The 26538-nt window shown below is 40.0% G+C and carries 21 protein-coding genes; 15 read left to right on the top strand and 6 right to left on the bottom strand.

All coding sequences use genetic code 11. From position 1 onward, the window contains the following. Positions 1-18 precede the first annotated feature (18 nt). Positions 19-477 carry a MaoC family dehydratase gene (locus M2419_RS12840; protein WP_046673910.1) on the bottom strand — a complete coding sequence of 153 codons (459 nt, stop codon included), beginning with the start codon at positions 475-477 and terminating at the stop codon, positions 19-21. A 169-nt stretch (positions 478-646) separates the two neighbouring features. Further along, positions 647-1078 (bottom strand): SRPBCC domain-containing protein, encoded by a 432-nt coding sequence (locus M2419_RS12835; protein ID WP_259255225.1) that lies wholly within the window; start codon positions 1076-1078, stop codon positions 647-649. Between the two features lie 178 nt (positions 1079-1256). Here M2419_RS12835 and M2419_RS12830 point away from each other — a divergent pair, with 178 nt between their 5' ends. The 8 genes from M2419_RS12830 to M2419_RS12795 all read left to right on the top strand — a co-directional run bounded on the left by M2419_RS12830 (position 1257) and on the right by M2419_RS12795 (position 7546). Next, positions 1257-2063 carry an alpha/beta hydrolase gene (locus M2419_RS12830; protein WP_153847901.1) on the top strand — a complete coding sequence of 269 codons (807 nt, stop codon included), beginning with the start codon at positions 1257-1259 and terminating at the stop codon, positions 2061-2063. A gap of 146 nt (positions 2064-2209) precedes the next feature. Beyond that, positions 2210-2614 carry a hypothetical protein gene (locus M2419_RS12825; protein WP_153847902.1) on the top strand — a complete coding sequence of 135 codons (405 nt, stop codon included), beginning with the start codon at positions 2210-2212 and terminating at the stop codon, positions 2612-2614. Between the two features lie 174 nt (positions 2615-2788). After that, a complete protein-coding gene (locus M2419_RS12820; RefSeq protein WP_259255224.1) occupies positions 2789-3280 on the top strand; it encodes a heavy-metal-associated domain-containing protein in 492 nt (163 codons plus the stop codon). An 11-nt stretch (positions 3281-3291) separates the two neighbouring features. After that, positions 3292-3669, top strand: coding sequence for a DUF3347 domain-containing protein (locus M2419_RS12815; RefSeq protein ID WP_259255223.1), 378 nt, complete (start codon positions 3292-3294; stop codon positions 3667-3669). An 11-nt stretch (positions 3670-3680) separates the two neighbouring features. Next, the gene (locus M2419_RS12810) at positions 3681-4112 is read left to right on the top strand and encodes a hypothetical protein (RefSeq protein ID WP_159731919.1); all 432 of its coding nucleotides are present in this window, start codon (positions 3681-3683) and stop codon (positions 4110-4112) included. Positions 4113-4124: 12 nt separating this feature from the next. Further along, positions 4125-4790, top strand: a complete 666-nt coding sequence (locus M2419_RS12805) for a DUF3347 domain-containing protein (RefSeq protein WP_153847905.1) — start codon at positions 4125-4127, stop codon at positions 4788-4790. Between the two features lie 4 nt (positions 4791-4794). Next, a complete protein-coding gene (locus tag M2419_RS12800) occupies positions 4795-5259 on the top strand; it encodes a DUF2231 domain-containing protein (RefSeq protein ID WP_259255222.1) in 465 nt (154 codons plus the stop codon). A gap of 10 nt (positions 5260-5269) precedes the next feature. Further along, positions 5270-7546: a multicopper oxidase family protein gene (locus M2419_RS12795; protein WP_153847907.1), complete on the top strand. Its 2277-nt coding sequence runs from the start codon at positions 5270-5272 to the stop codon at positions 7544-7546. 379 nt (positions 7547-7925) lie between these two features. On the opposite strand, the gene M2419_RS12790 is transcribed toward M2419_RS12795, so the two are convergent. Together M2419_RS12790 and M2419_RS12785 are read right to left on the bottom strand one after the other, a co-directional pair. After that, positions 7926-8924, bottom strand: a complete 999-nt coding sequence (locus M2419_RS12790; RefSeq protein ID WP_153847908.1) for a beta-ketoacyl-ACP synthase III — start codon at positions 8922-8924, stop codon at positions 7926-7928. A gap of 306 nt (positions 8925-9230) precedes the next feature. After that, positions 9231-10664 carry a PLP-dependent aminotransferase family protein gene (locus tag M2419_RS12785; RefSeq protein WP_153847909.1) on the bottom strand — a complete coding sequence of 478 codons (1434 nt, stop codon included), beginning with the start codon at positions 10662-10664 and terminating at the stop codon, positions 9231-9233. Positions 10665-10883: 219 nt separating this feature from the next. Here M2419_RS12785 and M2419_RS12780 point away from each other — a divergent pair, with 219 nt between their 5' ends. Both M2419_RS12780 and M2419_RS12775 read left to right on the top strand, forming a co-directional pair. Then, a complete protein-coding gene (locus tag M2419_RS12780) occupies positions 10884-12041 on the top strand; it encodes an aspartate aminotransferase family protein (protein WP_159731908.1) in 1158 nt (385 codons plus the stop codon). Between the two features lie 135 nt (positions 12042-12176). Beyond that, positions 12177-12590 carry an NUDIX domain-containing protein gene (locus tag M2419_RS12775; protein ID WP_088160369.1) on the top strand — a complete coding sequence of 138 codons (414 nt, stop codon included), beginning with the start codon at positions 12177-12179 and terminating at the stop codon, positions 12588-12590. A 14-nt stretch (positions 12591-12604) separates the two neighbouring features. On the opposite strand, the gene M2419_RS12770 is transcribed toward M2419_RS12775, so the two are convergent. Together M2419_RS12770 and M2419_RS12765 are read right to left on the bottom strand one after the other, a co-directional pair. Then, positions 12605-13132: a hypothetical protein gene (locus M2419_RS12770; RefSeq protein WP_153847911.1), complete on the bottom strand. Its 528-nt coding sequence runs from the start codon at positions 13130-13132 to the stop codon at positions 12605-12607. A gap of 112 nt (positions 13133-13244) precedes the next feature. Continuing rightward, entirely contained in the window at positions 13245-16418 is a 3174-nt protein-coding gene (locus M2419_RS12765) for an AsmA-like C-terminal region-containing protein (RefSeq protein WP_259255221.1), read from the bottom strand. A gap of 129 nt (positions 16419-16547) precedes the next feature. Here M2419_RS12765 and M2419_RS12760 point away from each other — a divergent pair, with 129 nt between their 5' ends. The 5 genes from M2419_RS12760 (at position 16548) to M2419_RS12740 (ending at position 26426) form a co-directional block, all read left to right on the top strand. Further along, the gene (locus tag M2419_RS12760; RefSeq protein WP_153847913.1) at positions 16548-17942 is read left to right on the top strand and encodes a sensor histidine kinase; all 1395 of its coding nucleotides are present in this window, start codon (positions 16548-16550) and stop codon (positions 17940-17942) included. Between the two features lie 382 nt (positions 17943-18324). Further along, on the top strand, positions 18325-20928 hold the full coding sequence (locus tag M2419_RS12755) for a zinc-dependent metalloprotease (RefSeq protein ID WP_182330015.1): 2604 nt from the start codon (positions 18325-18327) through the stop codon (positions 20926-20928). A gap of 19 nt (positions 20929-20947) precedes the next feature. Further along, positions 20948-24286: a SusC/RagA family TonB-linked outer membrane protein gene (locus M2419_RS12750; protein WP_259255220.1), complete on the top strand. Its 3339-nt coding sequence runs from the start codon at positions 20948-20950 to the stop codon at positions 24284-24286. Positions 24287-24307: 21 nt separating this feature from the next. After that, the gene (locus M2419_RS12745) at positions 24308-25627 is read left to right on the top strand and encodes a RagB/SusD family nutrient uptake outer membrane protein (RefSeq protein ID WP_182330012.1); all 1320 of its coding nucleotides are present in this window, start codon (positions 24308-24310) and stop codon (positions 25625-25627) included. A 73-nt stretch (positions 25628-25700) separates the two neighbouring features. Further along, a complete protein-coding gene (locus M2419_RS12740; RefSeq protein WP_153847916.1) occupies positions 25701-26426 on the top strand; it encodes a LytTR family DNA-binding domain-containing protein in 726 nt (241 codons plus the stop codon). Positions 26427-26538: the final 112 nt, after the last annotated feature.

Below are 26538 nucleotides of genomic sequence, written 5' to 3'. Positions count from 1 at the left end.
TATAGTCTAATGTTGGAATTAATTGAAATGATATAAAAAGATAACATCACCCACGTAAGCCGGTTTTGCACTGTCTTTGATTTTCAATGTAGCTTCAATGGTAACTTTAACAACCCCTCTCAAATTGACCACCGATTTTACTTGTGTATGTAGCTGTACAGCATTGTCAACCAAAACGGGTTGTGCAAAACGTAGGTTTTCAATCCCATAATTGATTTCCATTTTGACATTTCTTACTTCAGCAATTTGTTTCCATAAATAAGGAATGAGAGACAAGGTCAGATAGCCATGGGCAATAGTTGATTTGAAAGGACTATCCGTTTTGGCCTTTTCGCTATCTAAATGAATCCATTGGTGATCAAGTGTTGCATCCGCAAATTGATTAATTTGTTTTTGATCAATAACATGCCATTGGGATTCGCCTAATGATTTTCCTTCAAAGGCTTTATACTCTTCATAATTGTTAATTATTGTCATATGTAATCTTTTTATCGCATTTTGTTGGTATCGTTCCCCGCTTTTAATGGAGAAGGGAAGATAAATTAGTGGCTAAATATAACTATACTTTTAAGAATCCTAAGCATATCCTTTATTTAAAAGATGATTGCATGAAAAGACAAGCTAAGTTCGTTCATCATTCATACGATTACCCGAGTTGTGTCGTTGCATAGGTGTTTTCAACGTAGGATCTAAAATTTTCGAGCATGGCTTGCCATCCATTACGTTGCATATCAATTGGATTTTCCGTTTCTGCATCAAAAATTATCGTGATATCCGTAGCAGACTTTTTTGCATTGAAGTTGACTTCAACATGACGGCCATCAGGCATAACATAGGCTATTTTTTTAAAGGGGTCAAGCGCGGTATAGCTGCCTTCAAAATCGAAGCCCATGGATCCATCTTTTGCCTCCATGCGGTTTTTGAACTTTCCGCCAATGCGTAAATCATTGATTGAGCTTGTACAGTGCCAATCATCTGAAGCATGGTTCCATTGCATGATATCTTCGGCTGAGTTATACGCATTCCAGATCGTTTCTACGCGTACGTTGATATGGGTTTCAATCTTTATCTGTTCCATATAATGTATGATGTTTTCTAAGTTAATAACAGGAAAATTTGGGTTTTGTTATATCTATCGCCAGATAATTATCAATATAAAATAAAAAGTGTAAAGTTGAAACTTATTTTAGCTCAACCAAATAGTTTTGATTGAGTTTTGTTAACTTTAAGCTATTTAACACTTAAATACGATTTATATGTCCTCCAAATTGCTTGTTATCTTCTTTTTTCTGTTTTCACCGAGTTTGATTTTTGCGCAGCAATATAAAACGACAACCGACGTTGCCTATTGTAAACCTGATGAACCAGATTCTTATAAGAAAGAACGTTGTAAATTGGATATCTATATCCCGACTGATCGTAAAAATTTTGCTACCATCGTATGGTTTCATGGAGGTGGACTAGAGGAGGGAAATAAATTTATTCCACTTGAACTTAAAGAGAAAGGTGTAGCGGTTGTAGCGGTAAATTATCGGCTAAGCCCCAAAGCGAAATCGCCGAGCTATATTGAAGATGCTGCTGAGGCTGTTGCATGGACATTTTCACATATTGCCAGCTATGGTGGAGACCCCTCAAAAATTTATGTGTCGGGGCATTCTGCAGGCGGATACCTGGCTTTAATGGTTGGTTTGGATAAACATTACCTTCAAAAATTTGGTGTTGATGCAAATAATATAAAAGGGCTGGCGCCGATTAGTGGGCAAACAAATACGCATTATACAATTAAAAAGGAACGTGGTCAATCTATGGTGATCCCCCAGATTGACCAGTTTGCACCACTTTCTTTTGCCCGGAAGGATGCACCGCCAATTCTCCTGATCACCGGCGATCAACAATTGGAAATGGCCGCACGGTTTGAGGAAAACGCACATTTGGCAGCGATCTTAAAACAGGTTGGGCATACCAAAACCTCGTTGTACCAACTGCAGGGTTTTGATCATGGAGGAGTGTATGCACCCGGTTGCCTATTGATGCTTAACTGGATCAAAGGACTCGAAAAATAGTTTTTATGTGGTCAGGCCGAGAATCGGAAATACATCAAATCAAAATATTATAAACAAAATAAGAAATATTACAATTGTACATTCGTAAATTCTACCGAAATTTACCTCCAAAGTAGCACATCTCTACTTTTCAAATTTAATCCGTTATGTGGGCAAAACGCAATATCGTATTTGTAATCTGTATGCTGGGGCTTTTTTTAGCACCAAATAGGTTATTTGCCTGCCACGAACCGTCCGAAAAGCCAAAACAGGAAGAAAAATCCTGTTGTCTTGATGAAAGACAACATATAAAAGACGTCGGAACAGAAGATTGTTGTAAAGATGAAAGAGCTGAATCGCCACAATCTGATCACCATGGGGATGACTGTGGTAAACATTGTGGCGAAAAATCATGCCGCACCTCCCTGCAATGTAATCCTATTGTTTCAGTGATCGAAGCTCAGCTTATTTTACCCTTACATGCTGATGCATTAAACGCTTATGCGCGTTATAAACAACCTTATTGCGCAGATGCCTATTTTTCCATTTGGCAACCTCCTCAGATCGCTTAATGTTAGACTGATAGCCTATGCTATGTCTTTTTGGATCGGTTTCTCTATCCAAAACCCTGTTTATTTAGCTTATGAAAATCCCTTTGAATCTATCGGATTCAATACGCAAATACAGTAAATCGCTGTAGAAGGGTTTTTTCGTCAGTATTCTTTTATATACTACATATCATAATCATGAGATTAATTTCATTACTTGGTTTGGTAATCCCTGTATTACTATCCACCCAACATACACATGCACAAATTAAAAATGCAAAGACAGCTACTGTAAAGATTTTTGGAAATACTCCGGCTGTTAAAACGATCATTGAAAAAGAAGGCAAGGACGGACAATTTGCTAAAGTTGACTGGAATCAGACAACCAAGCTAGCAGTTGTTACCTACGACTCTTCAAAAACAAGCGCGGATGAGGTCCTTAAGCGTATTGCATTGGCGGGGTTCGACAATGAAAAATTTCTGGCTCCAGATGATGCTTATATTCAATTGGCAAAAGCTGAACAATATGAACGAATCTTAAAACCCGCATTAAAAAATGGTACTGAACATCAGGTTGATCATACGAACCATGGCCAGGGCGTACAAACAACAATTCAACCTTCGGCGAATACAAAATCAGCCGATGAAAAGACCGCGTTTGCGCTGTTGACAAATCCTTATTTTGCGTAAAGGATGCTTTGGTGAAGACAGATGCGGTGGCGGCTGCAGCTCAGGCAGAGGCATTTCAAGCAGCAATCAAAGCTGTCGATATGAATAAACTTAGCCATGATGAACATACCGTATGGATGAAGGTTATGAATAAGCTGGCAACCGATGCGGCAGGTATAACTAAAAATAAAGATGTGGCTAAGCAACGTGTGGCTTTTGCATCTCTTTCAAATACGTTGTATGAGCTTCTGAAGGTGAGTAAAGTGGATGGACCTATTTATTATCAGCATTGCCCCATGTTTAATGAAGGCAAGGGAGCGCATTGGTTAAGTAAGGAGAATGCCGTGAAAAACCCATTCTTTGGTGCACAAATGATCAGTTGTGGAAGTACAGTAGAAACGTTAAACTAATCGGCTGCGTTATGAATTATTTCCTAGCTATCCTATCGGTTGTTGTGTTGTCTTTAACGGCCTGTAGTGGTTCACAAACGAATACCAAAGCTGAAGATCGAATAGTTTCGACTGATCCTGCTATCAATTTGCCTGTACAGTCCGTTCAATACAAGGTGGGCGATCTTGTGCCTACAGCACAAGTTTGCATGGTGAATGATGCTTTTATGGGGAAAAAACAATTGCTGGTCAGACACGAGGGTAAGGATTATTATGGCTGCTGTGAAATGTGTAAAAAGCGCATACCCCAAGAAGCTGTGGTACGTGTAGCCATCGATCCTTTTTCAAAAAGAGAAGTAGATAAGGCGACGGCTTCCATCGCAATTACCGGCGATCAGGGTGAAGTTTCCTATTTTGAAAACGAAGCAAACTATCGAAATTACATTAAAAATCTAAACCTATAAATACACTTAATTATGAAAAAGTTTATGCCAATTGTGGCGACGGCTTTGATATTCGTTGCATGCAACAATTCAACATCGAAAAATACACATGCAGATCATATGGTCGCTGTTGCCGAGGATACCGCGACGATAGCTGTAGACAATGGCAAAGGCGATACCGCTTTGACTAAAGAAGAGGCGGCCGGCGTAAGTAATACCGCTGCAAAAATAGAATCATCCACTGAGAAAGTTAATCTAAAAACAGCAAGTAATCCTTTTGCAGGCTTATACAGTGCCTATTTCGAACTGAAAGATGCATTGGTTAAGGATAATGGAGCGGCTGCACAGGCAGCTGCGAAAGGAATCCAGGCTGCCATTGAAAAAGTTAATAGCGAACAATTGGATGCTGTTCAAGGAAAACTTTGGAAGGAATATCAACGAAAATTGGCTTTCGATACAGAACATATCGCTGGAATTAAGGAAAATGAACATCAGCGGGAGCACTTTGTGACCCTTTCCAAAAATATGTATGTGTTGATGAAATCTGTCAAACCTGAAATTACGGTCTATTATCAACACTGCCCTATGTATCGTGATGGAAAAGAAGCCAATTGGTTGAGCACACAAAAGAAAATTGAAAATCCTTATCTAGGTCAATCAATGCCCACCTGTGGATCTATCGTAGAAACAATACATTAAAACAATGAAAAGCTTATTCGAAGGACTGCCCAGTTTACATCCGCTATTGGTGCATTTTCCGATTGTACTCTTGTTGATGGCGTTGATCAGTCATATTGGTGCCTTATTGTTAAAAAAACATCGACGTCCTTTCACTGTACTGACTTTTGGATTGTTGTTATTGGGAACACTTGGAGCGCTTGCTGCAATTCAGACCGCAACCCATATTTCAGGCGATGCCGATGAAGGAGCCTTTGCGGTTTTTGAGATCCATCAACGTTTTGCCTGGATCAGCTTTTGGCTTGCAAGTAGTACAACAGTCCTGCATTTTGTTGGTTTGCGGAAAGATACAGGTGCTTGGATAAACTATTTGATATTGATTTTGTTGATAAGTTTATCGGTGACACAATTTATCACAGGACATCACGGGGCTAGACTGGTCTACCAATATGGCGTAGGACCGATGGGAAATGGAATACTAATCAATTAAATGAATGAACATGCGTAAAAAGAGTAATATATTAACGGTTGTTTTACTATTGATGACACAACTGACAGTGCTGGCCCAGAAAGTGGTTCGTCATGACCTTTATGTACGGGATACCATTGTCAATTATGCCGGCAAATCAAAACGGGCAATCGCTGTAAACGGACAGATTCCGATGCCTACCCTGACTTTTACTGAAGGAGATACGGCGGAAATTGTTGTTCACAATGAGTTAAAGGAGAGTACGTCGCTACATTGGCATGGTATTTTTCTGCCGAACAAAGAAGACGGTGTGCCACACCTGACGCAGGAACCTATAAAGCCGAATTCGACTTATACCTATCGTTTTCCGATAATCCAGCACGGTACACACTGGTATCATTCGCATTCCGGCCTGCAGGAACAGATCGGTATGTATGGTAGTCTTATTCTCAACAAGCGAGCAGATGATAAGACTTTCCGGAAAGGAATTGATGATTTACCCACGATTCCGGTCATATTGAGTGAATGGACAAATTATAACCCCAATAACATTCAGCGGATGTTACACACGGCCAACGATTGGGCCGCGATAAAAAAAGGGGCTACACAATCGTACGTTGAAGCTATTAAAGAAGGGAAGTTTAAGACGAAAGTTACGAATGAATGGAAACGTCAGCTGGCAATGGATGTCAGTGATGTGTATTATGATAAGGTCTTGATGAACGGGGCTCATTCCACGGATTTAAAATCGGTGAATGGTAAAGCTTTGAAAGCAGGAGATAAAGTGCGTTTACGAATTTCCAATGGCGGTGCTTCGTCTTATTTTTGGCTGCGCTATGCAGGTGGCAAAATTACCGTTGTTGCCAATGATGGGAATGATGTGGTACCGGTGGAGGTCGATCGATTAATGATTGCCGTATCGGAGACTTATGATGTCGTTGTAACAATCCCAAATGAAGGTACAGCTTACGAATTTATGGCAACAACAGAAGATCGAACGCAATCTGCGAGTTATTTTGTCGGAAATGGCATCAAACAGTTGATTTCTCCACTTCCCCGCCTTAAATATTTTGAAGGCATGAAGATGATGAACGATATGATGAAGATGAATGGGGACCTTAATGATATGGGCATGAAGATGAGCTTGAATCAGATGGATATGAATGTGGTGATGTATCCCGAAATTACAGGTGATGGAAAGAAAAAGGAAGATCACAGTAAACATAGCGGTATGGATCATGGACAAATGAAGATGGAAGAAGATCCAAATCGTTATAATGCTAATGCATTGGGCGATATTGTAACGCTAAACTATGCGATGTTGGAATCTCCCCAGGCGACGGAACTGCCTAAAGAAGCGCCGATACGAGATCTTAAATTTACGCTTACGGGAAATATGAGTCGTTATGTATGGAGCATGGACAATAAAATTCTCTCTGAAACGGATAAGATACCTGTAAAAAAGGGTGAGGTATTGCGCATTACCATCTATAATAATTCGATGATGCGTCATCCAATACATCTGCATGGCTTTGACTTTAGACTGTTGAATGGAAAAGGATCAAAAGCGCCATTGAAAAATGTGGTTGATATCATGCCGATGGAAACGGATACGATCGAATTCTTAGCAAATGAAGAAGGGGACTGGTTTTTTCATTGCCATATTCTGTATCATATGATGGCTGGGATGAACCGCGTGTTTGCTGTGGACGATTATAAAAATCCCAATCTTCCAGACAAAGCCAAAGCCTATAAGGAATTGCAAATGGAAAGTAATATGACCCATTTTATGGCGCAAAATGATTTTGCGACCAATGGAAATGACGGTCAGGCCATGTTTCAGAATGCGCGTTGGCAGCTTGGTTCCGAATGGCGATTAGGGTATAACGATATGCATGGCTATGAGGTGGAAACCCACCTGGGTAGATACTTTGGGAAGATGCAATGGTTTATGCCATTTGTAGGTTTTGATTATCGTTATCGCCGTATGGGGGAGGATGAACATGAGAAAAATATTTTTGGACAGGCCAATAAAAAAGATAGTCGCAAAGCCTTAAGTCTGGGTTTTATGTATACTTTACCCATGTTGGTCAATTTTCAGGCGGAGGTGTATCACGATGGTATTGTCAGATTGCAGCTGATGCGAGAAGATATTCCGATCGCTAGAAGAATCCGTGGTGATTTTATGGTTAACTCGGACCTTGAATATATGGCGGGACTAAATTATGTCATCACCAAAAATATGGCTTTTAGAACGCATTATGATAGTGATATGGGCTTTGGTGTGGGCTTGTCATTAAATTATTAAAGCGTAGATCTTATTTGAGTTAGGGGGCTTTGCAATGCAAAGTCCCCTTTTCTTTTGCCATTAAAAGAGAGGATAAATGGAGGACACCTTCTGAGATAATACTGATTTTATTGGGACTTCATTGGGAATTAAATCGGACTTTAGACGCTTTTATCCGAATGAGGTCCCTATAAGGTCCGTATAAGGTCCCTATAAACTCCCCATTATTTATTCCTTTCTTCTTCACGGTGCTGCCTGTAAAAAAGAGGATAGGTTCGATTCTTCTTGCGCAATGGCGATCCTGTTTTTGGTAGCGGGAAATAAAGAAAAACCCCAGAAATCATTGATTCCTGGGGTTTTATTTTAGTGTGAATTTATGACGACTAAAGTTTTTGATCGCTTAAATCATCCATTTAAATATGCTGGCTCCCCAAGAGAAACCGGCACCAAAGGCGGTTAACATGACTAAATCACCGGTATTTAATTTTTTAATATTTTGCCAGATACATAGTGGAATCGTGGCAGCAATGGTATTTCCTAGGTATTCGATATTACTTAACGCTCTATCTTGTGGTATATTAAGACTACGCCCAACGGCATCAATGATGCGCTGATTAGCCTGATGTGGGATTAACCAATTGATATCTTCAATCTGTAGGTTGTTGCGTTGCAAAACCGTATTACAGGCATCGCTCATAGACTGAACAGCATGTCTAAATACAGTTTTACCATCTTGTTTCAGGAATCTGTTGTCGTTAACAGGAAGATTGCTGTCGATTGGATACAAAGAACCGCCGGCTTCAATTTTTAAAAATTCTTTTCCCGCTCCATTGCTACATAGATAGGCATCCATAATTCCACCTTCTAAAGATGGCTCAAGCCATATCACTCCAGCGCCATCACCAAAAAGAATATTGGTTGATCGGTCTTTTAAATCGACATAAGTACTGATGTTGTCGGCTCCGACTACGAGTACATTTTTATAACGTCCAGTCTCAACGAGAGCAGAAGCCATATCTAAGGCATATAAAAATCCAGAGCACGCAGCATTGACATCAAAAGCCCAAACATTGGTAAGACCTAATTTTTCTAAAATGATATTTGCTGTTGCCGGCATAGGCATATCAGGTGTAGAAGTCGCCACAATTAGGGCATCTACATCGTTCAGATTTTTATGATATTGTGTTGCCAAATCTTGTATAGCTTTTACAGCCATGTCTGATGTGGCAAGATTTTCTTCTAAAATTCTCCGCTCCTTAATACCTGTGCGTTTGATAATCCACTCATCGGATGTATCGCAAAACTGCTCCAAATCTGTATTCGATCTTTTATTCGGTGGAATATATCCGCCAATACCAGTTATTGCTGCATATGGCCTGCTGGGTATTCTCTCAGTCATAAATTAATGTACTCTATTCTCTCTCTTATTATATAGCTATCCTATTAGGAATTACTCGTGTGTCTTTTGCGCCGTAAAACTACGGTTAATTTATGCGATTAATAAGTGAAAAAGTTGATTTTTGACAAAATAATTACGTTTTATCAGCATTTTTAACTGTTTTTTACGTATTACCTATACTAATCTTTTAATCGGTCTTTATGAGGCGGAATTAAATATTGAATGTACTTGTTTTTTCAGAATTTTAATCTAATGAAGTCCGTCCGAATTGGAAAATAGTCTAGTTGCTTTTTGTGTTTCAAACCATTAAGTGGAGAGTTTTGCCTGTTCCAAAAGTTCAGCCAAAATGACTATTCCTTCTTCGATCAATTCATCTGATAAGGATCCGTAGCCAAGCCGTATTCCGCCAAAAACATTTTCTCTGCTGTAGTTTTCGGGATGCGGTATATGTACTGATCTTTCCTTTAATTTTTGGAATAAAAATGCCCAGTCGATTTGATGTTTAAAAGATAGCCAAACCGCCAATCCCCCTTGTGGAGAAGTGTAGTTCACATGATCCTGCAGATGTTTGTCCAATTGGGCGATCATAAAATCACGTTTCCTTTTGTAAAGCTGTGTTGCTTTTCGGATATGTCTACGGATTGTTCCATCCTGAATGAGTTCCAGTACAGCTTGCTCCATAATATTGTCACCTTGGATATCGATGATATAGCGAAGTTCGGTAATCTGCTGGAGCAAATGCTCGTTTCTCGTCGCAAGATAACCGATACGGAGTGCTGGTGCGACAACTTTGCTCAGCGTACCAATGTAAACTGTATTGATCAGCTCCTGTTGTGAAGCGAGCGGGTAATAGGGAGCTTGTTCAAAATGAAATTCGTAGTCGTAATCATCCTCGATGATCGTGAAGTTATATTGGTTGGATAATGCTATTAATTGTGATCTCCGTTCTTTGCTTAATGTGACGGTGGTTGGATACTGTCGATGTGGGGTAAGGTACAGCGCCTTAATATTGCTCTTTTTCAATAAATGAGGCAGCAGTTCTTCAACGAGAAGACCATCGGCATCGACAGGAATAGGAATCAATTTCGCGCCGGCTTTTTCAAAGATCTTCCAGGCTGAATGGTATCCAGGGGACTCTACAAAGATATAATCATCGTGCTGTAATAGGCATTGGGCGACCAAGTACATGGCCATTTGGCTTCCACGACTGATGCATAGCTTGTTTTTATCGATGTGCATGTTGCGTTCGATGTTGAGCATATTGGCGATTTCTTCACGAAAATCTAGATGACCTCGGGGATCGGCATATCCCATCATTTTCCAACGTGCGCTACGTTTAAAAATTTGGCGATAGGCCCGTCCGAGCTGTTCTACCGGGGCAATCTTACTGTCTGGATTACCGTCATCGAATATAATGCGTGTTGGAGGCTGATGATCAGATAATTCGATCTTTTGTGCAACATATAGGTTCGAGCCATAAGGTAATTGGGCCGCTACAAATATACCTCTACGTGCTTGACTAACCAGCCAGCCTTCACTCAACAGCAACTGTATGGCATCAATTACCGTGTTTCGGTTTAATTTTAGTTGGGCTGCAAGAGATCTGCTACTCGGTAAGGCCGTTCCCTTCGGCAATCTACCAGATTGAATATCAGCAGCAATGTTATCCGCTATTTGGATGTAAATCGCTTTTGAAGAGGATCTGTCAATATCTATCGTTAAATTCCAAGGTCTAAGCATGAGGCTGTTGTATCGGGTAATTGTTCAAATATACAATTGTTCTGCAGGATTAAAATACATTCGATAGATGGCGCATGAGCAGTGCTGCGCTATTCTATTTAAGATGAGTTATTTTGTTTATTGCCTGTGTCGGCTGGACTAGTAATAAATAACCATCTTGGACTAGGAATGAAAGGGGATTTAAGTGGATTTTTGAGTTTTACTAATTCTAAGTCATTCATGAAACCATTTCCCGTTTTTGAGAAAGTTGATATTGCGATCGAACGAGCCCTTGGTTGCTTTGTCTATGATAAACAGCAGCAGGCCTATCTAGATCTCTATGGTGGTCATGCCGTTATTTCTGTTGGGCATAGTCATCCGCATGTTGTTGAGCAAACTATACAACAGATGAACAAGATCGGATTTTATTCAAATGCAGTTACAAACGATCTTCAGGATCGTTTGGCCGAACGCTTAGGCAGTGCCTGTGGTTATCCGACGTATGCTATTTTTTACAGTAATTCGGGAGCTGAAGCAAATGAAAATGCACTGAAGTTAGCTTCGTTCCATACGGGAAGGAGGAAAGTATTGGCGATGTCCAATGCGTTTCATGGGAGAACCTCAGCTGCGGTTGCGGCAACGGATATCCAGTCAATTCGTGCACCATTAAATGAAAGTGAACAATTTGTCTTTACACCTTTCAATGAGATCTCCAGTTTGAAAAAACAATTGGAAACGGAAGAATATTGTGCGGTCATTATTGAACCTATTCAAGGTGTCGGGGGAATTCATCGGGCAAGTACTAGTTTCTTACAGGAAGTAAGAGCAATTTGCACGAAAACTGGGACCATGCTTATTTTGGATGAAATTCAATGCGGGTATGGGCGCACGGGACTTTTCTTTGCACATCAGCATGCTGGGATAGAAGCCGATCTAATTACGGTGGCCAAAGGGATTGCAAATGGGCTGCCGATGGGGGCAACAATTATTTCGCCTAAGATAAAGCCGGTCATAGGGCAATTGGGTACTACTTTTGGTGGTAGTCATGTGATCTGCGCGGCAGCTCTGGCTGTACTTGATGTAATTCAAAAGGAGCAATTGATTGATAATGCCGCAGCTGTAGGTGAATTTTTGTTGACAGAATTAAGAAAAATTCATGGCGTGAGTGAAGTTAGGGGGCAAGGTTTGATGATTGGCGTAGAGTTTGAAAACGATATTCGACATCTGCGGGATGTACTTCTGTTTTCTGAAAAGATTTTTACAGGATATGCAGGACGCTATACCCTCCGTCTATTACCGCCGCTGTGTTTTACCATAAATCATGCGGAGACTTTTTTGAAGAGCCTACGGAAGCTTGTGCTCAAAGAGAAACTAGCCTATGATGTTTCGGGATATTGATTAGCCTCTCTATTGATTTTGTGCAAAGTTTTAATGAAGGATTCTCCAAATTAGCTGTCGCGCTTTGATAAATGTCGTAAAAGAAGTAATTTCACATCTAGCGTATTTAATCAGTAATAGCTTATAATACATTTCATGACAACAACAAAATGTTTGCCTACAGCGGGTTTAGTGAGTATTAAGGAAGATAAATTATTATTAGCGTATAGCAACAATAGAAAGGCATGGTATCTGCCGGGTGGAAAGATTGATGCGGGGGAGGAAGCTCTGCAGTCCCTTCGTCGCGAGATTTTAGAGGAGCTAAATATCAATCTGGATCCGGATAAAATATCCTATTATTGCCATGTTACAGCCCCGGCATACGGGCTTGTGCCGGAGGTTATCATGGAACAAGATTGTTTTCTGTATCCATTAACAGAGCAGATCGAACCCAGTAATGAGATTGGCGCCGTTCGTTATTTTTCACACCAAGAGTACCAGGAAGAACCTATCCAGGTCATTGGCGTTTTGCATGTGTTTGACAAGTTGAAGGCTGACGGATTGATTTAAAAACCCTGTCGCTACTAGATTCCGTAGCCTTCATTGAGACAGCTTATACCTTTTGTGTCTTTTAAAGGAATAATTTTCTGGCTTTTGGTATCCATGCGCCATGCCTTGACGATTTTGTCGAAATATTCTTTGCTTTCATCGACCCGGCTAATGGCTATAATTTCACTGTTTGGTTTGTCACCTTGCTTGCAGTTGCATAAGCTGAGCTGCTCGTTGGACTTCAGTTTTTGGATATTGATGGTATCCAAAATCTTGTATTTGACTTTACCTTTGCTATCATCGGGTAACAATTCCTCTAAAATACAAACACCATTTTTGGCATTTGTAAAATAGCCGGCAGCAAAGCGATAGTCCCCATGTGCATTCTTGTCGGTTTCAATAAGTGCGCCAGTTGCGTAGGTATAAGATTTTAATTCAGCAATTTCATTGATCTCACGGAATACTTTCCCATATAAGGGATTTTTCTGATCGTTAACGGTATTGAAACTGGACCAACTGCAGATGGATAGAACCGCAATGGGTATAATTAGTATGTATCTCATAGTTTTCAACAATTAAAAACGTTATTAAGTTAACAAATCTTTCTGTTAACTTAATAACGTTTTTAATTCAGCACTATTGTGTCGACTGAATTTACTAAAACTAATTGCGCGTTTATTTAGCCTGTGTTTCTTGCACCTTTTGAGATTCTTTATATACTTTACTGTCCTCGTCATCCATGTCCATGTCGAGATCCTCTTCTTTGTATTTTCCCATTTTTAAGTGAAAGTTATCTGGAGTGCCCGTAATTCGCATAGGTATCCCAAAGATTCCAAAAGGAGGTAAGCCCAGTCTAAAACCTAGGTTCATACGTCCGTCTAAAGTCACTTGACCTTCAAAGCGAGGCCTGAATCCCATCATTCTCATTTTCGTGCGTTCGATGGTCATCACATTATTTTTGATGTGGGATTTAATAACAACTTTTTTTACTTCGCCATCCTTCAATTTTTCCTTGGAGGTAGATTGACTAATTCCATTGAGTAGTTTGAAGCCTCTGAACTTAATCTGATTTAGCGTTAAGGATCCCTCGCCGACGATAGAAGGCATTACTGGTTGCATATTGCCATTCAATAGGCCACCCAATTTGTAATCCAATGAAACAAGGCCATAAGCATTTTTAGCAGAGCTAACCATTTCTCTGAACATCGGTATCTCTTTGTAAGCGCGTTGAATATCAAAGCTGTCGGCTTTCACAGCATAATCAAAACTTGCGCGACGTGGATTTATGGGACGATAACTTCCGTTCATATCTACTTTCAGTCCCGCGAGTTCAAAGTTTGTCTTATTCAGTGTCATCTTACCTTCTTTTACCTGTAGGTCCCCTTTGAAATCTTTGATATTCATTTTGTTATATGATATGGCGTTGACAAGCCCTAAGACCTGAACGTCCAAATTTTTGGGGAGAAGAACCACACCGCTTTCGGAGGAGCTTGCTGTTGTAGACGAACTAGGGGCGGCAAAAACCATAAAATCATCCACATTGATTTTCTTGCTGCTGAGTGTAAATTGACCTTTTAACGGTGCTTGACTACTTGTTGCATAATTAATAATATTGTTGAGGTATCCTTTGATGGAAATATTATTCTTAGCATAGGCAACCAGGAATTTATCGAAATTCATTTTCTCCTGATTAAAACTGAAGTTCCCACTTCTAATTGCAATAGGCTGTGGAAGCATGTCGGACTGAACTTGGATATTTCCAATACTTAACCGGCCGCTATTTTGGAGTCGGTTATAATGACCATTGGTGGCATCGCTCTGTAAGCCTTTTAAACTGAAATCTGTATAGATAAAGCCATCGACATTGGTGCCATCCAATGCAAAGAGTTTATAAATAGGGCCGAGATTGAGCTTACCCTTGGACTGTATGTTGTATTTAATGTTATTGAAGTTCTTGAGGTCTGCATTCAAGAAAAAAGGTTCACCTGCAAATGTAAATGATACCGGTAGAATTTTGATATTCAGATCTCGAAGTGAACCTTTTTCGCTATTGACAAAAGCTTCGACCTGAATATTTTCCATCGGGATAGGATAATCATTTGACTTGATTAACCCATTCTTCATCACGATGGACGTATTGGTTTCGGGAAAAATGTTTCGTTTGAGATCCACATAACCTTTTGCTATGAGGTTGACATCCACCAATCCTGCCAATTCGACTTGTTTAATTGGGTAGAAATTTTTGATATCTGCTAAATTAAATAATGCCTTTAAATCCGAATTGACTGCAATTTTATTAAAATCTGTTATTGAAATAAATCCTTTTATATAGTTGTTAAGTGCCTGAACAGAAATGTCATGGATTGCTATTGATGCACTTTTTAACTGGCCATCGGGATCCTTTGCTTCCAGACGATAAGCAATTTTGTCCAATCCTTGTGGGAGGTTAGCCAATTTGAATTTACCATCTACGAGTGTATTTTTGATATCAAAAGTAGGAATGGATGCGACGTATTCCTGTTCGCGTTTTTGAAGTCCTACCTTACGAATAGCTTTGGCGTATGTTCCGTCGATTTTTGCGTCAAGATTCCATTTCCCACCGAAAGAAAAATCGGGAAACTGTAGCGAGGCATGGAGTTTATCGAGATTAAGATCACTTTTTATGTTGGCATGCACGGTTACAGGGTGTAAACCCGCAATGTTGCCCTGTGCATTGAAATAGCCTGAAGCAACTTTAAAGTCAAATTGTTTAAGATCAATTTGTAGCGAGTCCGGATTCAGTGCCGGCAAGTCTATCCGTAATTTTGCGTTCCAGTCTGTTAGCGGATTGGTGGATTGTTTATACGCGAGAAAGCCATTGTTGACCATGAGCCCAAGTGAAAGATTAGGCATTTTGTTGTTGTCGACAATATAATCACCTTCTAGATTAACAAAAACCTCAGATGTACCTTTCACGGAGAGGTCCTTGATCCAAGAAGCATAGCTATTTGGGACTAATGAAAGTAATTCGGCCAGGGTACTTTCCTGTGATTTTAATTTAAAATCAAGGTGATATCCATGGGATATAAATGACAGGAGCCCTCTGAATCGAACCGGTAGCTGGTTAATCTTGATATCGTTTCGTTCAAATACGAATGACAAGTTGTTGGTATTGATACGTGTAAGTAAATTGGCATCAATTGATTTTCGGTCCACATATAGTTCGTTGTCAAAAGAGAAGGAGAAAGATGCAATTTTTGCCCGTGTATTTAAGTCAAATATATTTGACATGAGATCCCCTTTGCCTTCATATTCCAAATCCTTTGCTTCTATCTTAAGCGGAATAGAGCGGTCTTCGTAATGTAGATTGGTTTTTTCCAGTTTAATCAGTTGGAAGGCTAAAGCACTGCTTTCGGAATTGTCTTGTGTTTTTGTGGAATCAGCGGGGCTAGATTTATAAATATTGTAATTGGCATTACCCAGGGAGTCTACCAGGATGTTGATCTTTCCGCTGTTCACGATAAATTTATCGATGACAATTTTGGATTTGAGCAGGCTCATCAAATCCACACCAAAACTTACTTTCTTTGCGGCAATTAGTGTATCGTTCTTAAAAGGTTCGGCACCTTTTAAGAAGACATCATCCATCGACGCTGTCAGCAGTGGAAACTGGTCAAAGAAGGTTAATCTCACTTTAGCGTAGTTTAACTCGCCCTTGATATGTTCGTTTACCAGTGATTTGACCTTGCTATTGACTTCATTTTCGAATATATAAGGGATGGATAATATGCTGATAACGAGTAAGACTATGATGCTTGCAAAAACGATAGCGATACGTTTCACAACCTTTATAAATGTAGCTTTTGACACTTTGTAATTTTTTGTGGTTACAAAAGTCAGAAAATTATTATTAATCTCAGTTATATGATGCATTTATTTTGAAAAGAGCTTGGATTATGTCGTTTTTCATTGACAAAAGGCTGGGTTAGAGCCTTTCTTATGAACTTGTTTGCTAAAGCTTTGAAAATTTTGATGTATTTTTGCGCCGTGAAATTTCGATTTAAAAATGCCGAACAGAAAAATAGTATTATCCTGATTGTCTGTTTGTTGTTGTTGCTGCTGGTAGGAGGGGGATTGCTCGGTGTTATCCATCATAAAGTTGATCGTCTTAAGAAAAGAATCTTGATCGATTTTGCGGATGAGAATATGTTTCTTGTCAAAAAGCAATTGGAATTGCTACAGCAGGATCTGTACCTTTCTGAAAAAAAAATATTGGAACAACCCACTTTTGATCCAAAGGAAAGTGGTGATTCCTTATTGGTCATTATCCCGGTTGGTCAACCTGATTATATGAGCCATAGGATGCTAACATTGTTACGGACACGAACAATAAATCATCGGTTATATCATATCTATATGGATATCGAAAAGCTGAATGCTTATTTTGCTAAGCTCAATTTCGGAAGGCGGGCTTATTTTGAGATCTATGATGACCGCGGCATCTGTGTGTATTCTCCTGATAATCGAAAGTGGGGAAAGAGAAATACTGCCGCTGTGTCAAAACAGGGGCAAATTGTTCAGTCAGATTTTCTGCAGCTGGACGTGATGGTTAATTCCTATCCCTGTAACATTCTGTTTGTTGGTGGCGAAATCAAGGTGTATGTTCTCTTGTTGAGTATCGAAGAGGAAATTCAGGAATTGTTGACCTATAGTATCTTGCTCGGTGTAGGGTTGATGTTGGTGGCGATGGTATTGATCTATTTTAATGTTATGGAGCGACGCAAGATTCAACAATTGAAATTGCTGGCCCTGAAGCAGGAAAATGAATATACGCAGATGCGTCTTGTACAATTGCGACAACAGATCAATCCACATTTTCTCTTCAATACATTTGGGTCGCTTCAGTACCTGATCGGAAAAGACGATGAACTGGCTAAGTCTTTTATTGGAAAGATGACCAAGGTTTATCGTAAAATGTTGCGTACAGATGAGGCAGAATGGTCTACACTAGGGGAGGAACTGGAATTGGCCAAAGCCTATTTCTTTTTGCAGCAGGTGCGGTTCGGCGCGGCATTGCAGGATATGGATATAAATATTCCAAGAGAATTATTAGAACAGAAAATTCCACGTTTGGGTTTGCAAATGCTGATTGAGAATGCAATAAAGCATACACGCATTTCGAAAGAGAATCCGCTTACTATTCGTTTAATCTATATACCCGAAACCAACCTGCTGGAGGTTAGCAACAACTGGCAGCCTAGACAGGGAGCAGAGCTTGAAGGTGAGGGGTACGGGCTCAATTATTTGTCATCCATCTATAGTTACTATGCCATGGCAGGTTTTCATTTCGGGATAGCGTCGGGGCAATTTATTGTGCGATTACCACTCGCATAATGCTGTATATGAATAATGAAATTGGAGGTGTCTACGTATTCATGTTTTTATAGTGCGTGTTCATCACTCTGAATTGCGTGTTCATCCCTTTATGTATTATTCTGTACAATATTTTTAACAAATTTGGCTCTTAATCCAGCGGTTTTAGTTTGTGATTAGCCTAATCTTATCCCATAAAATGCCAAGGTCTTTATAAAGTGCAACTTATGATTGACCTCCATGGAATAGATGCAATTACTTTCTGATTCAAAATCCGAAGCTAAAACAGGCTTAGGATCAACAATGGATATTCGGTTGATGTTACGTCGTCACCAGTGAAAAACAAATAGAATGCCACGAGCTCATTTATGCCTTTGAAAGCGAGCTCAAAAATAATTATTTGATGAAAAACACTTATACTAAGCTAGCCATTGGTCTTTTATTTTCGGCGGGTCTAATGCAATCTTGTTCATTATTGCAAACAGTAGGTTTAAGAAAAAAAGAGACGGTTACTTCTGCCAAAGATTCTACGGCAAAGAAAGATTCTACAGCTGCATACGACAAATTGTTGAAAGATGCGCGTGTGGATAGTGGAATGTTTACTGTGATCCGTAAAGAAAACAACTACTACTTTGAAATTCCATTGAAAAAGATGGGGCAAGATATATTGTTGATCCAAAAACTATCTTCTGTACCGTTGGCCTTGAATGAGGCTGGGGTAAACAAAGGGATGAATTATGAAAATAAGGTCATTCGTTTTACCCATCGTAAGGAGAAAAAAGAAGTGTGGGTTTCGGAGATTAAACCGCAGGTCGAAGTACCTAAGGGTGATGCGATTGCGGCTTCAGTTTATGATAACTACCGTCCTTCTTATATCGAATCTTTTAAGATTGAAAGCTATTCAAAAGATTCAAGTGCCGTGGTGATCAAAGTCAATAAAGTATTTGACGGTTCAGAAAAAAGCTTTACGGATGTGTTTACGTCTTTGGGTTTGGGAACTTCACCTAAAACGAGTATATCTACCGTTGAAGACATTAAATCCTATGCGAATAATATCGTTGTGAAGTCTGTATTCTCTACCAAGGTGACTGAAGGTAATGAATCTGTGCCGGTTTCTTTAGAAATTACAAGTAACCTTTACGAATTGCCTGAAAATCCTATGGTTGCGCGGTTTGCAGATCCAAGAGTAGGTTTCTTTACTTCACCACGTTGGTATTTTAATGATAAACAACAGGAACTGGATAAGAAAAATCTGGTCAATCGCTGGCGCTTAGAACCGCGTGACGAAGATAAAGCGCGGTATCTGAAAGGGGAGTTGGTCGAACCAAAGAAACCGATTGTCTTTTATTTAGATCCGGCGACACCAAAACAGTGGCGACAAGCGATCATCGATGGAGTTCATGATTGGCAGGTTGCCTTTGAAGCTGCTGGTTTCAAAAATGCAATTCTGGCCAAACAACAGCCGGATAGTGTCAAATTTGATCCCGATGATGCCAATGTATCCTCGATCGTTTATGCCGCATCTGCTCAGGCTAATGCCATGGGACCTTCAGTGGTCGATCCGCGCTCGGGGGAGATCCTTGAAGCCGATGTGATCTGGTGGCACAACGTCATGACGATTTTAAATAGCTGGATGCGTATACAAACAGGTATAGTAGATACATCGGTACGATCCAATGTGTTTTCGGATGAAAAAATGGCACATGCCATTCGCTTTGTTTCTTCCCATGAAATTGGCCATACTTTGGGTCTTATGCATAACATGGGCTCCTCGGCAAGTTTTCCTGTTGATTCATTGCGTAGCAAAAGCTTCACCGCCAAAATGGGGGGGACTGCTCCTTCAATTATGGATTACGCTCGTTTCAATTATGTGGCACAACCCGAAGATGGTGTGGAACAGATTACTCCCGTGATCGGTGCTTACGACAAGTATGCCATTGGCTGGGCTTACCGTTGGTATGGCAAAACGCAACCTTGGGATGAAATTCCTTTGTTGAGAAAGGAAATTGACAGCCATGTACATGATCCTATTTACCATTACGGTGAACAGCAAGATTCTAAAAATATCGTTGATCCGCGGGCTCAATCGGAAGATCTTGGTGACGACGCGATGAAAGCTGGTGAATATGGCATGCTGAATCTGCGTCGTATGATGCCTAATATTATCAACTGGACCACTAATGTAGGTGATGATTACTACCGTGCCGGTAAATTATATATGGGTGTAGTCGGACAATGGTACGCGTATGCTGACCATGTCTTAAATAATATTGGGGGTATATACCTGGAAAATGCTGTTTTGGGCGATCAAAAAGATGCCTATAGTCCAGTACCAAAAGACAAACAAGTACGTGCTTTGGAATACCTCAAGAAGAATGTCTTTTACATGCCTGAGTGGTTGTTCGTCCCAGAGCTGATGGCAAAAACTTTTCCATTGAAAGATTCACCAATAGGACCATTTGAGTATGCTCCTTATAACTTACAACGTGAATTTCAGTATGCCATGTTGTATAAACTGGTCAACGATGAACGTTTGCTGCGTATGGTTGAGATGGAAAATCTTTTTGGAAGTAGAAAAGCATGGAGTGCACCTGAGTTTCTAACTTCTGTACGTCAGACGATCTTTGCTAAAACCATCAGTGGACAATCGTTGGATCTTAAAACACGGATGCTACAACAAAACTATGTGGATGTTCTGATGGTATCTACAAACAAATCCATGGAGAAATTAAATGCGAAGAAACTGGCAGGCATTGAGCAACTGGTTGAAGCGACACAACCTGATCTATGTTTACATCCGCAACATGCATCCTCTTCACAAACGGGACTTCGGAATGTACATGTCACTGGCATGATACGTACTTCCGATATGTTGACCTATAAACGTGCTGAACTATATGAGATTTACCAGTTGTTGAAACAAAAGCAGCGGACAGGTGACGCGACTACAAAATCGCATTACATGGATCTTTTACTACGTATTGCAAATACCTTAGAATTAAACTAATATATTAACATCTACCAAAATGAATAAGTTTTTAATACCGTTGACCTTCATGTGTGTGCACGTTGCGCATGCGCAGGAATCCAGGGAACTGAAAGGAAAGGTTTTGGATGCGGTCACGTTAAAACCGGTCGTGGGGGCGACGGTTGTCGTTGAAAGTTCGGCAGTAGCAGAAGATATCGGTGTACCTAATCAGGTGCAGCAGTCGGCATTGGGTTCATTGACCGATGCGGCTGGTGAATTTCGCTTAAAAGTGCCTAGTAATTTAAAATATGTAACGATTAGCTATGTCGGGTACCAGCGTATTCAGGTGCCGGTATTCCAGGATCATAAAACAATCCTGCTGCAACCAAGTGGTGAATCCTTGGATGAGGTGATCGTAACAGGTTATACGGATATCAAAAAGCGTAAGAATACGACGGCTTACAATAAAATCAATGTAGCAGACATCAAACAGACGGGGGTTGCATCGATCGATGAAATGCTTGCTGGTCAGGTAGCAGGTTTGCAGCTGAGTAATTTTAATGGTGGACCTAACAGTGCACCACAGATCCGTATTCGTGGTACTGTATCACTCAATGGCACACAAGACCCCTTATGGGTGATTGACGGACTGCCGATTGAAGGTACGGCAATGCCAAACCGAATAGAGAAAGATGATCTTAATAGCTTGACAAATCTTCCTATTGCAGGCATTAATCCCGATGATATCGCCGATATTACCGTTTTAAAAGATGCTGCGGCGACTTCAATTTATGGTGCCCGGGCCGCAAATGGGGTCATTGTGATTACCACAAAAAGAGGTAAATCTGGTCCCGCAAAATTGCAGGTGTCAGCAAATACCTTTGTGACGCAACGTCCGGATTTCGGTAAACTCAATCTGATGGATGCCAATGAAAAAGTGGATTTTGAGTTATTGATGGCCAATCGTACGGATCTCAATTATCGTACGGATAAGGGCGCTGTTATGCGGATCCTAAATAAAGCAAATGCATTGGATGCTTATCGCACCGGTGGTTTAGCAGCTTTGTCACCAGAAGTGCAGCAGTCGATCAGTCAATTGCGCACGCAACAAACGAATTGGGGGAATGAATTATACCGTCAGGCGGTCAATCAACAGTATTCCGCATCTATTTCAGGCGGTAATGATGGGCATCGCTATTATTTGTCAACAGGTTTGTACGATGAAAAAGGTGCTACAAAAGCGGTAGATCTTCGTCGTTATTCATTGACATTAAATAACGATTTTACAATCAACGATCGGTTTAAAGCTGGTATTAATGTATTAGGATCAGTTTCGAATAGACAAAATCCGATTCAGGATCGGGATGCTTTCACGAACCCAAGTTATTATGTGCGTTCGGTTAATCCATATCTTTCAGTTTATGATCAATCTGGGAAATTTAACTATGATCCAGATATCGAGGGCTTTGAAAGAGATACTTATATCCCATTTAACGCAATTGAAGAGCGTGATAATACCAAATACACGTTAACAAATAAAGCACTGAAAGCAATCAGTTATTTGGAATACGCTATTTTACCACAGTTATCCTTGAGAACAGAGCTTGGTTTGCAATTTGATGAAAATAAAACTGAAAAATTTGCAGATCAGGAAAGTTATAACACCCGAAAATTGCGTGCTGCGACCCGCTACTACGATACCGCCAGCAAGACAAATAAGTATTTTTTGCCTACTGGTGGGACAATAGAAAATTCCAATAATAGCGTTTTCCAATACAATTGGAAAACTTATTTAAAGTACAACAAAACCTGGAACGATCGTCATGAGCTGGAATTGATGGGAGGAACAGAACTGAGACGGAGCAAGAGTGAAATCGTAACAACGAAGGGTTTCGGGTACAATCCGGCAACATTGACGACGCAAAGTATTGTTTTTCCAAATAGTACCTACCAAAATGATTCAAGGTTTGTACAGTATAAAAAAGGATTTGTAGAAAGCTCATATGCCTCATTCTATGGGAATGCGACCTATACATTTGATCGGAAATACAATGTATATGCAAGTATTCGACAAGATGGTTCTAATATGTTTGGTGTTGATCCCAAATATCGTTTTCTACCGATTTGGTCTGTTTCGGGATCGTGGAATGTGCTAGAGGAAGAGTTTATTAAAGGGAAAACTGCTTTGTCTGATCTCCGAGTGCGCGCGTCTTACGGTACGCAAGGAAATATTGATCGCAATACTTATCCTTTTATTGTTGGTTCTTATAATAACATTACAATGTTGCCAGGTAATAATGAAGGAACTGTATTTGTTGATATGCCTGCTAATGATAAACTTCGTTGGGAAAAGACCCAATCTTATAATGCTGGGATTGATTTAGGCCTATGGAAAAACAGATTAAATATTACGGTTGATTATTATAACAGAAAGAGTACCGACTTAATCGATTATAGCTCAATACCTTTGGAAAACGGTTTCCAAAACGTAAAAGTTAATTGGGCCTCAGCAAGAAACCAAGGCGTGGAATTGACGATATCAAGCCGTCAGATCCAAACGGATAAATTCTCCTGGTCAACGGACTTTAATATTGCACACAATAGTAATAAATTATTAAAAGTACTCGCTGATCCAAAAGCTTATGCGCTTGAAACACAGGAAGGGCGTCCAATTAATGGCCTATACGTATTGGAAACGGCTGGTTTGGATAAAGATGGGGTGATGCAGTTCAGAAATCAGGATGGATCCGTTTCGAGCTTTGAGCAGTTTTTTGGATTATATGATCCATGGGCGGAGTTTTTGCCAGGTTATATTTCACAAACCGATATGACCGCTGCAGAATACCGTTCTAAATTTAAATACAAGGGTAGTAAAGATCCGAAGTTTATCGGCGGAATGACCAACCGTTTCCGTTATGCTAACTTTGATCTCGCGATTTCTGCTGTGTTTAATTTGGAGCGTTGGGTAAGTCGTACACCGACTTATAATCCGGCTCTGGTAGACCGTGGTCAGAATTATACAACAGATCTTTTGAAGGCACTGCAAGAGGGTGGTAATATGCCTGCTTTGGGAAGCATAAGTTCTGAATTCAATGATCGCTGGATGGCCTATGCTTGGTTGGAAAGCAATGATCCAATTAAATCATTCAATCTCTATGATATCTGGGCAAAGAAAATGAGCTATGTCCGCATCAATAGCATTCGTTTAGGTTATACACTCCCTGCTGCACTAAGTAAAAAAATTGGTACAAGCAATTTACGCGTGAATGTAGAAGGACGTAACCTATTTGTCTTTGGAGCAAATTATGACGGATATTTTGATCCTGAAACTTACGGTAATTATTATGCACAACCGATCAGCAAGTCTTTTGCCTTCGGTCTGTCAGCGAGTTTTTAATTCTTTTAATTGATTTATAACATGAAAAAGATAGTTTATTTTGGAATGATCATGGCAGCAAGTGCATTGACTTCCTGCGATAAATATTTAGATATAAAACCGGTAGGGACGGTTATTCCTACTTCGGAAAGTGATTTTAGAGGTTTAATGACAAGTAGTTATGCAAACTTTCCTGCACATAAGTCCTATTTGTCCTTGCGTACAGATGAGCTATTGTTGGATGAAAGTTCGACTGATGCCGCTAGAACCAAAGATATTTATCTTTGGAACGATCAAAATCCTGATCCGACAACAATTGCTTATCCCTATCTGACATTTTATAGTAGTATTTTTTATACCAATCAGGTCATTAGTACAATCGATGAAAAGTTGGCTAGCAATGCAGCAGTGGACCAAATCAAAGGAGAAGCTTACCTAATGCGTGCTTATGCTCATTTTGAGTTATTAAATCTCTACAGCGAGGTCTATTCGGCGAGTAATGCAGGGCTTCGGGGCGTTCCTTTATCGACAAAGATTGACCTGGAACAACGTTTTGTACCTGCGACCATTGGAGAGTCTTATGTGCAGATCCTGGCTGATATGGAAAAAGGGACAGCGTTACTGACTGTGGATGATCAGACAAAAGGTGTTAATTACCGCTTTAGCAAACGCGCTGCTTTTGCAATGGCCTCACGCGTTCACCTATACGGTGGTGAGTGGCAAGAAGCAATTGATGCCGCTAAAAAAGCTTTGGTTATAAATGACAAATTGGTTGATCTCAATGCTGCTGGAAGCCTACTTCCGAATGATTTTGAATCCGCAGAGATGATTATGGCTTTGGAAAAAGTATCTGTTCCTGGAGTACGTACAAGTTCCTTTATTTCACCGGCCTTGTTAGACAGTTATTTAACAGGCGATTTGAGAAAAGGTCGTTACTTCCAAAAAAGTGGAGGCAATTATGTATCCCTCAAAGGTGGGGACAACCGTTTTAATGTGAGTTTTAGAAATGCTGATCTTTATTTGACGTTGGCCGAATGTTATGTTCGTCTGGGAAATACTGCAGAGGCATTAAAATATCTGTCTGCTTTAAAGAAAAATAGATTCACAGCAGATGCCTATGCCAAAGAAACTAAGGCTGACGCAGGTTTGTCAACAGCACAGTTACTGGATGCGGTTTTACTGGAGCGCAAGCGTGAACTGGCGCTAGAGGGATTACGCTGGTATGATCTAAAACGGACGACACGCCCTGCGATCACGCACAGTAGTTTCGGCAGAACGGTAACCCTGCAGCAGAACGATCCACGTTATGTGATTCGCTATCCACAGGAAGCAATCAATAATAATCCCGATCTGTTAAAATAATTGATTTTTTTAAATCCTATATATATTAATCCATTTTCTTTTTAGGAAATGGATTTTTTATTACATTCAACCCATGGGATGGAAAATACTGATTGTCGAAGACGAAGACTGGGCTTTTGTAGGTTTAAAGGAGATGTTGACTGCGCTCTACGGAGAAAGCGAACTGATCTTTACCAATGCAAAAGAGGTTCAGGAAGCGGTGATGACGATCAATAGAAATCAATTCGATCTGATTTTTATGGATATCCACCTGATGGATGGGCTGAGCTTTGAAATTTTTAAGCAGGTATCTATCGATGTGCCGCTGATTTTTACGACTGCTTACGAACAATATGCATTGGAAGCCTTCCAAAATAAGGGGTATGCCTATCTGTTAAAACCTTTCGACAGCGACGAGTTGGCTGAGGTCATGAAACGTATCGAACCGCTACTGCCCAAAGTAGAGCCTCGGCTCAAACAGCGTTTTCTAGTGAAATATGGTAATTTTTTAAAGTCGCTGGCCATTGCTGATATTGCTTATTTTATGGCAGAAGACAAAGAGCTGTATGCTGTAGAAAAAGGATCTGGAATTGCATATATTATTGAAGATACCATCACTCATCTCGTTACACAGGTAGATCCAACAGTTTTTTTTCAGATCAATCGTAAATTTCTTGTCCGAATAGATGCGATTCAATCCATGTTAAAAATTAGTCGAAATAGAATCAAATTAGAGTTAATACCCTCAACTCCAGCGGGAATTGTAGTCATTGTTAGTGAGGAACGATCTCCGAAGTTTCAAAAATGGCTTGATCAATAATAGTGAGTTAGCTTACTAAATAACTTTTAAAAGCTTATTTTTTAATTTTAAATATTTCATTTATAGTGTTTTGTGTTTTTATATAACAAAATCTATTGAATTAATAGATTTT

The sequence above is a fragment of the Sphingobacterium sp. BIGb0116 genome (genome assembly GCF_024808035.1).
Lineage (GTDB): Bacteria > Bacteroidota > Bacteroidia > Sphingobacteriales > Sphingobacteriaceae > Sphingobacterium > Sphingobacterium paramultivorum.
This window is presented reverse-complemented; position numbering and strand designations above follow the sequence as displayed.

What these genes read in the sequence shown, in the direction of transcription:
- M2419_RS12750 (WP_259255220.1), top strand. Translation starts at nt 20,948, where the DNA reads ATGAATAAGTTTTTAATACCGTTGACCTTCATGTGTGTGCACGTTGCG.
- M2419_RS12745 (WP_182330012.1), top strand. Translation starts at nt 24,308, where the DNA reads ATGAAAAAGATAGTTTATTTTGGAATGATCATGGCAGCAAGTGCATTG.
- M2419_RS12760 (WP_153847913.1), top strand. Translation starts at nt 16,548, where the DNA reads ATGAACTTGTTTGCTAAAGCTTTGAAAATTTTGATGTATTTTTGCGCC.
- M2419_RS12770 (WP_153847911.1), bottom strand. Translation starts at nt 13,132, where the DNA reads ATGAGATACATACTAATTATACCCATTGCGGTTCTATCCATCTGCAGT.
- M2419_RS12805 (WP_153847905.1), top strand. Translation starts at nt 4,125, where the DNA reads ATGAAAAAGTTTATGCCAATTGTGGCGACGGCTTTGATATTCGTTGCA.
- M2419_RS12790 (WP_153847908.1), bottom strand. Translation starts at nt 8,924, where the DNA reads ATGACTGAGAGAATACCCAGCAGGCCATATGCAGCAATAACTGGTATT.
- M2419_RS12840 (WP_046673910.1), bottom strand. Translation starts at nt 477, where the DNA reads ATGACAATAATTAACAATTATGAAGAGTATAAAGCCTTTGAAGGAAAA.
- M2419_RS12825 (WP_153847902.1), top strand. Translation starts at nt 2,210, where the DNA reads ATGTGGGCAAAACGCAATATCGTATTTGTAATCTGTATGCTGGGGCTT.
- M2419_RS12835 (WP_259255225.1), bottom strand. Translation starts at nt 1,078, where the DNA reads ATGGAACAGATAAAGATTGAAACCCATATCAACGTACGCGTAGAAACG.
- M2419_RS12780 (WP_159731908.1), top strand. Translation starts at nt 10,884, where the DNA reads ATGAAACCATTTCCCGTTTTTGAGAAAGTTGATATTGCGATCGAACGA.
- M2419_RS12755 (WP_182330015.1), top strand. Translation starts at nt 18,325, where the DNA reads ATGAAAAACACTTATACTAAGCTAGCCATTGGTCTTTTATTTTCGGCG.
- M2419_RS12830 (WP_153847901.1), top strand. Translation starts at nt 1,257, where the DNA reads ATGTCCTCCAAATTGCTTGTTATCTTCTTTTTTCTGTTTTCACCGAGT.
- M2419_RS12785 (WP_153847909.1), bottom strand. Translation starts at nt 10,664, where the DNA reads ATGCTTAGACCTTGGAATTTAACGATAGATATTGACAGATCCTCTTCA.
- M2419_RS12810 (WP_159731919.1), top strand. Translation starts at nt 3,681, where the DNA reads ATGAATTATTTCCTAGCTATCCTATCGGTTGTTGTGTTGTCTTTAACG.
- M2419_RS12775 (WP_088160369.1), top strand. Translation starts at nt 12,177, where the DNA reads ATGACAACAACAAAATGTTTGCCTACAGCGGGTTTAGTGAGTATTAAG.
- M2419_RS12795 (WP_153847907.1), top strand. Translation starts at nt 5,270, where the DNA reads ATGCGTAAAAAGAGTAATATATTAACGGTTGTTTTACTATTGATGACA.
- M2419_RS12820 (WP_259255224.1), top strand. Translation starts at nt 2,789, where the DNA reads ATGAGATTAATTTCATTACTTGGTTTGGTAATCCCTGTATTACTATCC.
- M2419_RS12800 (WP_259255222.1), top strand. Translation starts at nt 4,795, where the DNA reads ATGAAAAGCTTATTCGAAGGACTGCCCAGTTTACATCCGCTATTGGTG.
- M2419_RS12740 (WP_153847916.1), top strand. Translation starts at nt 25,701, where the DNA reads ATGGGATGGAAAATACTGATTGTCGAAGACGAAGACTGGGCTTTTGTA.